This is a genomic window from Sphingobacterium sp. xlx-130, assembly GCF_011007405.1.
Taxonomy (GTDB): domain Bacteria; phylum Bacteroidota; class Bacteroidia; order Sphingobacteriales; family Sphingobacteriaceae; genus Sphingobacterium; species Sphingobacterium luzhongxinii.
This window is the reverse complement of sequence record NZ_WFKN01000001.1, coordinates 451,994-463,721: the sequence shown is the minus strand read 5'-3', so window position 1 is coordinate 463,721 and position 11,728 is coordinate 451,994. Positions and strand designations below refer to the sequence as shown.

The 11,728-nt window shown below is 44.3% G+C and carries 9 protein-coding genes; 7 read left to right on the top strand and 2 right to left on the bottom strand.

Annotation, left to right across the window (positions count from 1 at the left end; translation table 11 throughout):
* Nucleotides 1-13: 13 nt before the first annotated feature.
* From G7B18_RS02050 to glyA, 4 genes are all read left to right on the top strand, one after another.
* On the top strand, nt 14-1,018 hold the full coding sequence (locus tag G7B18_RS02050) for a cbb3-type cytochrome c oxidase subunit II (protein ID WP_164121974.1): 1,005 nt from the start codon (nt 14-16) through the stop codon (nt 1,016-1,018).
* Entirely contained in the window at nt 1,018-1,290 is a 273-nt protein-coding gene (locus G7B18_RS02045; RefSeq protein ID WP_164110419.1) for a hypothetical protein, read from the top strand. The genes G7B18_RS02050 and G7B18_RS02045 overlap by 1 nt, the downstream gene beginning before the upstream one ends.
* An 11-nt stretch (nt 1,291-1,301) precedes the next feature.
* A complete protein-coding gene (locus G7B18_RS02040; protein ID WP_164121973.1) occupies nt 1,302-1,721 on the top strand; it encodes a cytochrome C in 420 nt (139 codons plus the stop codon).
* Between the two features lie 115 nt (nt 1,722-1,836).
* Entirely contained in the window at nt 1,837-3,105 is a 1,269-nt protein-coding gene (gene glyA, locus G7B18_RS02035; protein ID WP_164122011.1) for a serine hydroxymethyltransferase, read from the top strand.
* A 417-nt stretch (nt 3,106-3,522) separates the two neighbouring features.
* On the opposite strand, the gene G7B18_RS02030 is transcribed toward glyA, so the two are convergent.
* A complete protein-coding gene (locus G7B18_RS02030) occupies nt 3,523-4,959 on the bottom strand; it encodes a PLP-dependent aminotransferase family protein (RefSeq protein WP_164110415.1) in 1,437 nt (478 codons plus the stop codon).
* A 258-nt stretch (nt 4,960-5,217) separates the two neighbouring features.
* Here G7B18_RS02030 and G7B18_RS02025 point away from each other — a divergent pair, with 258 nt between their 5' ends.
* The 3 genes from G7B18_RS02025 to G7B18_RS02015 are packed head-to-tail and all read left to right on the top strand — an operon-like array spanning nt 5,218 to nt 7,871.
* Nucleotides 5,218-6,351 carry an aspartate aminotransferase family protein gene (locus G7B18_RS02025; protein WP_164110413.1) on the top strand — a complete coding sequence of 378 codons (1,134 nt, stop codon included), beginning with the start codon at nt 5,218-5,220 and terminating at the stop codon, nt 6,349-6,351.
* A complete protein-coding gene (locus G7B18_RS02020) occupies nt 6,341-7,225 on the top strand; it encodes a PfkB family carbohydrate kinase (protein WP_164110411.1) in 885 nt (294 codons plus the stop codon). The genes G7B18_RS02025 and G7B18_RS02020 overlap by 11 nt, the downstream gene beginning before the upstream one ends.
* Nucleotides 7,212-7,871 carry a phosphatidylserine decarboxylase family protein gene (locus G7B18_RS02015; protein WP_164110409.1) on the top strand — a complete coding sequence of 220 codons (660 nt, stop codon included), beginning with the start codon at nt 7,212-7,214 and terminating at the stop codon, nt 7,869-7,871. Before G7B18_RS02020 ends, G7B18_RS02015 begins: the two co-directional genes overlap by 14 nt.
* A gap of 652 nt (nt 7,872-8,523) precedes the next feature.
* Here the strand turns inward: G7B18_RS02015 and G7B18_RS02010 are convergent.
* Nucleotides 8,524-11,727: an error-prone DNA polymerase gene (locus tag G7B18_RS02010; RefSeq protein WP_164121972.1), complete on the bottom strand. Its 3,204-nt coding sequence runs from the start codon at nt 11,725-11,727 to the stop codon at nt 8,524-8,526.
* Between the last annotated feature and the right edge of the window lies 1 nt (nt 11,728).

The window sequence follows — 11,728 nt, the reverse complement described above, 5'->3', positions numbered from 1 at the left end:
GAGGAAGCTAAAAATGGAAATTTTTAATAATCATAAAAAGCTATTTACAACGGCTACGGTTTTATTTCTGTTACTGACTGTTGTTATTGCTATTGTGCCAGCATTTGATAATCAGATGAATAACGGTCCTCTGCCGGATGCGCAGCCCCTGAGTGAAAATGCAAGAAAAGGTAGGGATCTCTATATATCCAATGGTTGTGTGGCATGCCATAGTCAACAGGTACGTAATGTGCATATGGATAAAGTGTGGGGCAATAGACCATCCATAGCTGCTGATTATGCATTGAGCAAGCGTGTGGATACTTGGCGAAATACAGCAACATTGATGGGGACTGAACGGACAGGACCTGACCTGACGGATGTAGGAAATAGGCAACCTAGTCTGGATTGGCATCTCCTCCATTTATATAACCCACGTCTGGTTGTTAAGGAGTCTATTATGCCGGCTTATCCTTGGCTGTTTACACATAAAGAGGTTTTGGAGGAAGGAGATATCGCAGTAAATGTGCCTATAGCTATGCGGAAAGGGAATAAGAGGGCGGTGGCTACCCAAGAGGCACTATATCTTGTCGCTTACCTGCAGGAGCTGAAGCAGGCTCCGCTTCCTGAAGCTACAACTACGCCATCTTTTCTTTATAAGCCGGAAGAGAAAGTTGGGGGAACCGTATCAAAAATGGATGATGGACTATTGGATGGACAGACATTGTATGCCGCCAATTGCCAATCCTGTCACCAGGCTTCTGGCGAAGGATTGGCAGGAGCGTTTCCTCCTTTGAAAAATAGTAAAATCGTGCTTAGCAATGACCTCAAGCTATATGTAGATATTATCATGAACGGTTATGATTCCAGACCTGAATATAGTGCGATGCCTGCGGTGGGGCATAATATGGGCTGGACCGAGAAAGAAGTAACTGCGATTATAAACTATGAACGTAACAGTTGGGGCAATAAAGCTCCCAAAGTGAGCGAAGAGGAAGTTAAAGAAGTTATGGAGTATTTAAAAACACAAATGAAGTGATGAACAAGTTAAGAAGTATACTCGTTATTGCGTTCTGCGTAATACAACAAACTGTGTGGGCATGCCCGGTCTGTGATAGGCACCAGTCCAAGATATTAAGGGGTGTGGTGCATGGGTCAGGACCCGATAGCCAGTTTGACTATTGGATTATAGGGGCTGTAGCCTTGATTGTGCTGGCTACACTTTTTTTCTCCATTAAATGGCTGATTCGTCCCATGGAGAAGGAGCATACGCATATCAAGCGGATGATAATCAATGAAGTGGATGTTTAAAGTGCTTAGAGATGGAAGCTAAAAGCAAAATATACATATTTATGGATGAGGAGGTGAACCCTCTAGCGATAGTGACTACACCTATTCATATCGATATCGATACCCGCAAACTAGTTGATGGCAAGCATAGTTTGAAATTGGTCAGTAAAGATCCCTCTGGTAAGGAAGGAATACGGATCATTCCTTTTGAGGTACGTAATGGTCCCGCGATAGCGGTGGAGGGTATTCAGGAGAATGCTGTTGTCGATGGTGTAGTGCCTATTATGATTAATGCCTATGGTAAAGGATATCAGAAGTCTTTTCTGATATCCGGTAGTGAGACTCCGCAGACCATCCCGTTTTGGGTGTGGATTTTACTTATTGGCTTTATTGCTTGGTCGTTGTACTATTTGGTTCGTTATATGAATCTCCGGGTTGTGGAGGTGCTGTGAGTATCTGGATCAGTAGCTATTGCACATTCTGTACTAGCAATACCATCCATCTGAAGCTTACTTTTGCGGAAAATAATAACAGAACTTCGTATTTAACTTAAAACTTTTACGCATGATGGAATTAGACAACTTTATTTTTGATCTTATCGCACAAGAGCAGGACAGACAGATGAAAGATCTGGAACTCATCGCTTCAGAGAACTATGTAAGCCCGCAGGTGATGCAGGTCACAGGTTCTGTATTAACCAATAAGTACGCCGAAGGATATCCTGGCAGGAGGTATTATGCCGGTTGTGAGGTTGTGGATCAGGTAGAACAGGCCGCTATAGACCGTATAAAGAAGGTATTTAATGCCAGCTACGCCAATGTGCAACCACATTCCGGTTCGCAGGCCAATGCTGCAGTGCTGTCGGCCTGTCTTAAGCCGGGTGATAAGATACTTGGATTTGATCTGGTGCAAGGTGGGCACCTCACGCATGGAGCCTCGGTCAATTTTTCAGGCAAGTTATACAAAACCAGTTTCTACGGCGTCGATAAAGAAACTGGTTTTTTAAATTATGACCGGATCCAAGAGATTGCCCTCCGGGAACGGCCCAATCTGATCATAGCAGGAGCTACGGCTTATTCCCGTGATATCGACTATCAGCGATTTAGAGCGATAGCGGATAGCGTAGGAGCGTTGTTATCGGCAGATATTGCACATCCTGCGGGGCTTATTGCTAAGGGATTGCTGTCTGACCCAATCCCGCATTGTCATGTGGTGACAAGTACAACTCATAAAACTTTACGTGGGCCGCGTGGAGGAATAATATTGATGGGGGCTGATTTTGAGAATCCCTTTGGGCTCCAAGATAATAAAGGGAATATACGGATGATGTCTTCGCTTTTAGATGCTTCGGTTTTTCCTGGAAATCAAGGTGGTCCATTGATGCATATCATAGCCGCTAAAGCGGTTGCTTTTGGTGAAATACTTACAGCAGAATATGATAGCTATATTAAGCAGGTACAGAAGAATGCCAAAGCCTTTGAAAACGCCCTTCGTTCCCGCAATTTTGATATGGTGTCCGGTGGTACAGATAACCATTTGCTGTTAATCGATCTTTCTAGTTGGTCTATATCTGGACGGGAGGCCGAATTAGTTCTGAATAACGCGGGTATTACTTTGAATAAGAATATGATTCCATTTGATACGAAATCGGCGTTGCAGACTTCTGGTATCCGGGTTGGAACACCAGCGATTACGACACGTGGATTGCTTGAAAAGGATATGGAGACCATTGTCGATTTGATGGAGGAAGCATTGCGCAACAAAGATGATGCAAATAAGTTGAAGGGTATCAAAGAGAAGGTTAATAACTGGATGATGGATTATCCTTTGTATTAGATGTTGGATAAGGTCTGTAAAAGGTACTGTTTACCTTAGAAGCAGCGGCGTGGGGGGTAATTGAAGTCCTGTTTATGATGTTTTCTCTGTCCTCCATGCCGGACAGGCGTGACACTTGGTATCGGCCAAGTGTCCAAGCCTAGTCGCTTGAACATTCTGACCGAACGTTTGTGCTTCTCAGTACTGATGTCAGAATCTTCACAGGCGACATTAATCTAGCTTGTAAGGGGAGCGTTAATTAATGCAAAGTCCTCGCATTAATTCCTTTATCGCCTAGAAAAATTTTGACTATTGCACGAGGATGCAGGAACGTTGTGTCAAAAGTTTTGAGCGATGAGTTTTTGCGTACTTTTTGCGGAAAAAAGTACGAGCCATTCGCGGGCTTGGGCGAGAAAATTGATTGTAGAATAAAAGCTTTTAATCTAATCTTGCCTTTGCCAATATATCAGCAAGTGCTATAATTCCCTCTTTTATCTGTTCTTCGGATACAGAACCGTAGCCTAGCCGAAGTCCTTCATAACCTGTATGTTCGTAGTAGTTAGAAGGATGTAAGATGGATATTGATTTTTCTGTTAATCTGTCAAATACCATAGTCCAGTTGACGGGGTATTTAGGACATATCCAAAAAGCAAGTCCGCCTTGGGGTATATGGTAGGTAACCTGTGTAGCGAGATGTTCGCCCAACATTTTTACCATAAAGTTCTGTTTGGACTGATAATGAAGAGTCGCTTTTCGTATATGACGTTTTATGGTTCCGTCTTTTATGAGCTCGAGGACAGCTTGCTCCATGATGCTATCGCCTTGAATATCTATGATACGACGGAGATCAATAATGTTATCCAGCAGTTTTTGGTTTTTAGTAGCGAGATAACCTATTCGAAGCGCTGGTGCGACTACCTTACTTAATGTACCTATATAAACTACATTTTCCAATTCGGAGAATGCCGAAATGGGTTGTAGCGGACGATAACCAAAATGAAATTCATAGTCATAATCATCCTCGATAATGGTAAATTGATATTGATTGGAGAGACTGACCAGTTCTAACCTGCGTTGTAAACTCAGCGTGACTGTAGTCGGGTATTGCCGATGTGGAGTAAGGTATATTGCTTTTATTTTGGGGTTTGAAGCGAGATGCGGTAGGATATCTTCAACGACTATTCCATCCGAATCGACAGGAATATAAATCAGATTCGCTTCCGCTTTTTCAAATGTTTTCCAGGCTGAACTATAGCCAGGTGATTCGACGATTACATAATCTCCGGGGCGTAAAAGACACTGTGATACCAGGTACATGGCCATCTGGCTTCCTCGTGTGATGCAGAGCTGATTTTCATGCAATTGCATGTTCCGCTCTTGGTTTAACATGCTTGCGATGGCTTTTCTAAAGTCCAGGTTACCGTTAGTTTCTGAATATCCCATCATCTTCCAACGGGCGTTTCGTTTGAAAATCTGTCGATAGGCCCGTCCAAGTTGATCTACAGGCGCGATTTTGCTGTCCGGATGGCCATCATCAAAAGGAATGTGCACAGGGAGCTGTGGTTCAGGTGCAATGTCGCTTTCCGCTTGCAGGGATTTTGATTTTGAAGAAATTGGGAGATTGTGCGAGACAAAGGTTCCCCTTCTTTCTTGACTGGTCAGCCATTCTTCATTGAGCAATACCTGAATAGCTTCAATAACGGTGTTTCTGTTGACTTGTAGGCTGTTAGCCAGTGTTCGGCTTCCCGGAAGGGCGGTGCCTTTAGGGAGGCGACCTGATTTGATACTTTCGATTATAATATCTGCTATCTGCAAATAGATCGGTTTTGTAGCGGATTTGTCTATTTCTATATCAAGTGTCCAGGGTCTTAACATGTCGTGTCAGATTTAAATTGTTTGGTGGTCCAAAGATACGATTGTTTACAGATGTTTTCTATACCAGATGGTCCGATGTTGGTTTGCTTGTTTTTGTAATGTACTTGTAAATAGTTGTTTATTGTTTTTAAGTTGTTTTTGGTCTGTGGCTTTAAAGCAAAACTGGACTAGCTGGATTATCGGATTTAGACGGAATTTCGTCTTTCCAAAAGATGATCGTCAGATCTCTAGTTATGTTGTTTTAAATTTTAGCATTGTATGAACCCATTTGCCGTATTTCAGAAGTCCAATATTCATATTGTAAGAGCTCAAGGTAGCTATGTGTATGATGAAGAAGGACGAGCTTATTTGGATATGTATGGTGGACATGCCGTTATTTCTATTGGTCACGGTCATCCACACTATGTCAACGCCATGCGACAGCAATTGGATCGTATCGCTTTCTATTCCAATGCTGTCGAGAATAAATTACAGGACCAGTTGGCGCTGGAGTTAGGAGAGCAGTCCGGCTACCCGGAGTACAGCGTGTTCTTTTCCAATTCTGGAGCTGAGGCCAATGAAAATGCCATTAAGCTGGCTTCTTTTCATACTGGGCGCAGTAAGGTACTGGCGATGTCCAATGCCTTTCATGGACGTACATCTGCGACAGTTGCAGCGACTGATATTGGCTCCATGCGTGCTCCGATCAATGAAAATTTCAACTTTGTTTTTACGCCCTTCAATGATATTTCGAGTCTTAGAAAGCAATTGGAGACGGAGGTTTTTTGTGCTGTTATTATCGAAGGAATACAGGGAGTAGGTGGTATACATGTGGCAGATAATCTATTTTTAAATCAAGTACGGTCAGCTTGCGATAACACGGGGACGCTACTTATATTGGATGAAATACAGTCTGGATATGGGCGTTCAGGGCGTTTTTTTAGCCATCAATATGCGGGTATAAAACCTGATTTGATTACGGTTGCAAAAGGAATTGCGAATGGATTTCCTATGGCGGCAACCTTGATATCTCCTTCTTTTAAACCCGTTATGGGGAAATTGGGGACGACTTTTGGTGGTAATCATCTGGCTTGTGCAGCAGCTATGGCCGTATTGGAGGTCATGAAAGACGAGGAGTTGCTCCATAATACGGCTGTCGTAGGGGATTTTCTGCAGGAGGCGCTGAAAAAAATACCTGGAGTGGAGGATGTCCGCGGTCGGGGATTGATGATTGGGGTAGAGTTTGATAAAGATATAACCGCATTAAAAGATCATCTTTTGTATCAAGAGGGCGTGTTTACGGGATATGCTGGAAATTATACGTTGCGGTTGTTGCCAGCATTGACTTTTAGCTTGGAACAGGCGCAGGTATTTTTAGAAAAACTAAAAAGAGCATTAAGAAATGAAGGATAAAGACGCTAAAATAGTGAGTGTACAGAGCCTGGTTTCTACGGGGTATGTGGGAAATAATATGGCTATGTTTGCTGCACAATTGCACGCGTCGGATGTCTGTATGCTTCCTACCGTCCTGTTGTCCTCGGCTACCGATAACCCCGATTACAGGGGTGATGTGATCTCAGCTGAACTCTTTTCGGAGCTCGTAATAGGGGTGGATTTGGGGTTGGATAAGACCATATCCCATTATTTTATGACCGGTTATATCTCTGCTGTAGCCCTTATTGATACTACTGCCGCATGGATTTCTTCCTGCAAGGATAACGGGTGTGTAGCCTATTATATCTATGATCCGGTCTTTGGTGATTTCCGTACTTCAGGGCTGTACCTGTCCGAAGATGCGGTTGCTCACTCCCTAAAAATACTGCTCCCTCTATGCGATATTATGACCCCAAACCACTTCGAAATGGAGTATATATTGGGAAGTAAATTTGAAACTCAAGAAGAGTTAAGCGAATTATTGACGGGTTTTCCGCAGTTAAAAGGAAAGAAAATCATTGTTACAGGGGCCCATTTGCACGATACACCGGAGGGATATTTGGAGAATTTGCTCGTTATCGAGGGGCATGTCGAGCGGTTTATGGCAGCCCGTATACCTATAGAAGCGGTAGGAACAGGAGACCTTTTTACCGCATTGGTGACTGTAGAATTGAAAAATGGACGGTCAATATCGGAGTCTATAAACTATACGACGGAGTTTATTTCGGCAGTTTTGAGTCGGGTAAATGCGCGTGATTCGACCGAAATAAGAGCGGAAGATCTGCTGTATGCAAAGGAGAAAATGAATGTTTTACAAATTTATAAAGGAGGAAAAATAGATGAAAATTCATAAGGAAGGAAGCGCTTCGATAGGGATAGCGATAGGTATTTATGTGCTGTTAAATCTACTGTCATTTTATTTTTTCTATGGGATTTCACCTCTTATCAGTTGGTCGATTTTGCTGTTGATCACCGTTCCACTAGGGCTCGTTATTTACTTTTTTAGGATCCCTTTTCGGGACCACACAGCTAGTGATGAATGGGTAATTGCACCTTGCGATGGCAAGGTAGTAGCCATCGAAGAGGTGGAGTGTGATGAGTATTTTGAAGGTAGGAGAGTTCAGGTTTCTATCTTTATGAGTGTGCTGAATGTGCATGTCAACCGGTACCCCATAGGAGGGAAAGTGATCTATAGAAAGTATCATCCAGGTAAATATCTCTTCGCTTGGCACCCCAAATCGTCTACCGAAAATGAACGCTATTCGACGGTTCTACAACATAAAAATGGGCAGCTTATTTTGGCAAAACAGATTGCAGGAGCTTTGGCAAAGCGCATCGTGAATTACAGCGAAGAGGAGATGGAAGTAAGGCAAAATGAAGAGCTGGGATTTATCAAGTTTGGGTCTCGAATGGATGTGTTGTTACCATTGGGTACAGAGGTGTTGGTGAAGCTGGGAGATAAACCTAAGGGAGGAGTGACACCTATCGCTAGGTGGTAAAAACTATATTTATTTTTTTGTTTATATAGTTTGCTATATACATTTGATTATAATGTTTTTAAATTTAATATTATTGTTTTATTGACAAATTTTCAATGCATTTGGAGCGTTTTAAGCCATTTACGCTGTTTTTTTCTGTGTTGATTTTGTTTTATATGTAAAGTTTTACTTCTTTTGTTTTTATTTAAAGTGTTATATACTAAAGGTTAGTGTTTTTCAATTATGAAATTCGTAATTGTGTTTGGGCTTATTTTGAGATGCGGTTTTACGAAAAACACTCCAGGTAAGTGCTTACTCTCTTTTTGACTTTATGAACTGTGTTTCGACAAGAAATGCAGTTCTTGGATGGTTAGAAATCGAGTGTAATTTTAATGCTTTTTTTTGACTTTTTCCGAAGAGATTATTGAGGTGTCAGTTTTAGAAAAACGGGAAGTTGTCAAGCTTTGTTTTTTTTAAAATGAAGATCGGAAAGTTGAGGGTGAAAGTACAAGGTTGAGTCGGATATGGGGAAAAGAAAAAAGGTTTTCAAACGGGGAGAATGAAAACCTTTTGTAACCAATTATAAACCTAAATTATGATACCACAAAGATAGTGTATGTATTACACATTTGCAAGTCTTTTTTAATTTTTTTTAATAATATGTTTTTACGGATCACTTAAAATCTCTTGATGGGAATAGCTCTCCTTGGATTCCACTTGTGCTGATTTTATCCGTAGCTTTTTTTTCGTTGGTCGAAGTTGATTTCTGGATGGAGCCTATGTCGCGGCTTCGGGTTTTTATCGCTAAGAGATGATTCATGTTGTGACAGGATTCTACGACGACATGGATGACCTCGCCTTCGATCTGAAGTTTGCCGGTGACGAGTAGCAGTTGGGATTGTAAGATGACTTTGCGATAGGTCTCAAAAGTCTTTGCCCATACCACGAGGTTTGAAAAACCGGTCTCGTCCTCGATCGTTATGAAGAGGACGCCTTTGGAGGTACCCGGTCGCTGGCGTACCGTAATCAGTCCGCAGACTTTTATCCACATGCCATCGCGCATGTCGCTGAGTTTGGCAGAAGGGGAGACATGGAGGGCGTCCAGATTTTTTCGGGCAAAGCTGACCGGGTGTGCCTTGAGCGAAAGTGTGGTGCTCGCATAGTCGGCCATGACATGTTCGATCGGTGACAGGGTTGGTAGCGTTACTTCGGTTTCGAAAGTGCTGTTCGAGGGTTGTCCGGTAAACGCACCCGTCGGATGGTCTGCCAAAGCTGCGACTTCCCAAAGTGCCTGCCTTCGGTCTAGACCTATGGAACGAAAAGCATCGGCATCGCTGAGTTTTTCCAGCGCACTTAAAGGGATGCCAGCTTCGAATACCGAATTGACCGATTTATAAGCCTTCTGACGGCCTTTTGTTAAAAGATGAGCGCCTACCTCGTCTAAGCCTTTTACTTGTCTTAGACCGAGTCTTAATGCGTGATACGGCCCCGTTAGCTCTTCCAGTGTGTTGTCCCATTCGGAATGGTTGATATCTACAGGTCTGACCTGCACCCCATGCTTACGTGCATCGATGATGATTTGTGCCGGAGAATAGAAGCCCATGGGTTGGCTGTTGAGCAAAGAGGCAGCGAACACATCAGGGTAGTGATATTTGATGTAGGAGGAAACATATACGAGCAACGCAAAACTGGCGGCATGGCTTTCAGGGAAGCCATAACTTCCAAAGCCTTCCAACTGGCGGAAGACGCGTCTGGCAAATTCTTCTTTATAGTCGTTGTTGACCATTCCCTCCACGAGCATGCGTTCGTACTCGGCGACCTTGCCTTTGGATTTGAAGGTGGCCATGCTGCGACGGAGCCCGTCGGCCTGGGCAGGTGTGAAGCCTGCGGCGACGATGGCGATCTCCATAGCCTGCTCTTGGAACAGGGGGACGCCTAAGGTTCGTTTCAGAATAGCTTCTAGTTCGGGCGAAGGATAGTCTTCTGCTTCTTCTTTATTTCTTCTTCTCAGGTAGGGGTGTACCATGTCACCTTGGATCGGTCCCGGGCGTACAATGGCGACTTCGATAACCAGATCATAGAATTCCTTTGGTTTCAGTCGGGGCAACATGGACATCTGCGCACGGCTTTCAATTTGGAAGACTCCCAATGTGTCGGCGTGGCTAATCATTTCATACACGTCTTTATCTCCCTGAGGTATGTTGGCTAAGGTCATCTCTCGCCCGTAATGCTGTCTAACCAGATCAAATCCTTTACGGATGCAGGTGAGCATGCCCAAGGCGAGTACGTCTACTTTGAGGAACCCCAGGGCTTCGATGTCGTCCTTGTTCCACTCGATGTTGGTTCGGTCTTCCATCCGGGCATTCAGGATAGGGCAGAGTTCGGCCAGGTTGTTTTGGGTGATGACAAAACCGCCTGTGTGCTGCCCGAGCTGCCGGGGGAATCCGATGTAGGTTTCGGTGAGTTCGAGCACCTTTCGCAGGAATGGATCCTTTGCGCTGAATCCTTGTGAGGTCAGTTCCTGTCCGTTGAGCCATTCTTCCGTCAGTTCGTACTTGGACTTGGCCAGATGGTCTACAGCATCCACCGAGAGTCCCATGGCCTTACCGATATCCCGGATGGCCCCCTTCCAATGCACTTGGGTTACCGTGGCTACGATACCCGAGCGGTGGCGTCCGTATTTGTTGTAGACGTATTGCATGACTTCTTCCCGACGTTCGTGTTCAAAATCGACATCAATATCAGGTGGTTCGTCCCGTGCGTCCGACATAAATCGGGCAAATAAGAGATTTATGTTTTTGGGATTCACCGAAGTGATGCCCAGGCAGTAACATACGGTCGAGTTGGCTGCGGATCCGCGTCCTTGGCATAGGATCTCCCGTTCGCGTGCAAAACGTACCAGATCGTATACGGTCAGGAAGTACGAGGCGTAATTCTTTCGGGCTATGAACTCGAGTTCCATCTCTATCGTTGCTTTGATCTTTTCGGGTATATCCCCGTCGAATTGTCGGTCAGCACCTTTCCAGGTTTGATACACCAGTTCTTCCTGTGGTGTTCTTCCTTCGGTGGTAATCTCTTGCGGATAGACGTATTTCAGTTCGTCCAATGAAAATCGGCATGCTTGTACAATTTTTAGCGTATTGTGGATGGCCTGTGGGTAGTTGCGAAACAGGCGGTGCATTTCGTCTATCGGTTTGAGGTAGCGTTCGGCATGCGCGTGTAGACGGTAGCCTGCTGTGTGGATGGTGCATTTTTCCCTCACGCAGGTCAGTACGTCCTGAAGTTCACGACGCTCGGAATTGTGGTAGTGTACGTCATTGAGGGCGACGATGGGGATGTTCAGTTCTTCCGATAGCTGGTTTAACCGAAATAGTTTTTTGTGGTCGTCTCCATTGTAAAGAAAAGACGCGCCTAGGTAAATCATGCCACGCAGGTGCTCTTGGTACTGCTTTAGCATCAGGCTGAATTCAGGTTCAAAGTCAAAGGCCTCGTTTAGCGTTTTTGGTGGTAGGATGATGAATTGTATACCTGCAGCATAGCGGAACACATCTGCGCTATAGAGGTGACACTCTCCTTTTTCAGCACGAAGATTACCTGTTGTGAGTAGAGTGGAAAGATTACTGTAGGCTTTTATGTTGGTGGGATAGGCTAGTAAACTGGGACCGTCGAGTAGATCGAGCCTGCAGGCCGGGATAAAATGGATATCCTTTTCCCGTGCTGCACGATGGGCACGTACGATTCCGGCAAGGGTATTGCGATCGGTTATGGCAATCGCTTTGTAACCGAGCTGTACCGCTTGTTCGACCAACTCTTCGGGATGTGAACCTCCCCGTAAAAAAGAAAAGTTGCTGGTGGTTTGTAGTTCTGCGTATTCCATT

What these genes read in the sequence shown, in the direction of transcription:
- G7B18_RS02020 (WP_164110411.1), top strand. Translation starts at nt 6,341, where the DNA reads ATGAAGGATAAAGACGCTAAAATAGTGAGTGTACAGAGCCTGGTTTCT.
- G7B18_RS02015 (WP_164110409.1), top strand. Translation starts at nt 7,212, where the DNA reads ATGAAAATTCATAAGGAAGGAAGCGCTTCGATAGGGATAGCGATAGGT.
- G7B18_RS02025 (WP_164110413.1), top strand. Translation starts at nt 5,218, where the DNA reads ATGAACCCATTTGCCGTATTTCAGAAGTCCAATATTCATATTGTAAGA.
- G7B18_RS02050 (WP_164121974.1), top strand. Translation starts at nt 14, where the DNA reads ATGGAAATTTTTAATAATCATAAAAAGCTATTTACAACGGCTACGGTT.
- G7B18_RS02045 (WP_164110419.1), top strand. Translation starts at nt 1,018, where the DNA reads ATGAACAAGTTAAGAAGTATACTCGTTATTGCGTTCTGCGTAATACAA.
- G7B18_RS02030 (WP_164110415.1), bottom strand. Translation starts at nt 4,959, where the DNA reads ATGTTAAGACCCTGGACACTTGATATAGAAATAGACAAATCCGCTACA.
- G7B18_RS02040 (WP_164121973.1), top strand. Translation starts at nt 1,302, where the DNA reads ATGGAAGCTAAAAGCAAAATATACATATTTATGGATGAGGAGGTGAAC.
- glyA (WP_164122011.1), top strand. Translation starts at nt 1,837, where the DNA reads ATGGAATTAGACAACTTTATTTTTGATCTTATCGCACAAGAGCAGGAC.
- G7B18_RS02010 (WP_164121972.1), bottom strand. Translation starts at nt 11,727, where the DNA reads ATGGAATACGCAGAACTACAAACCACCAGCAACTTTTCTTTTTTACGG.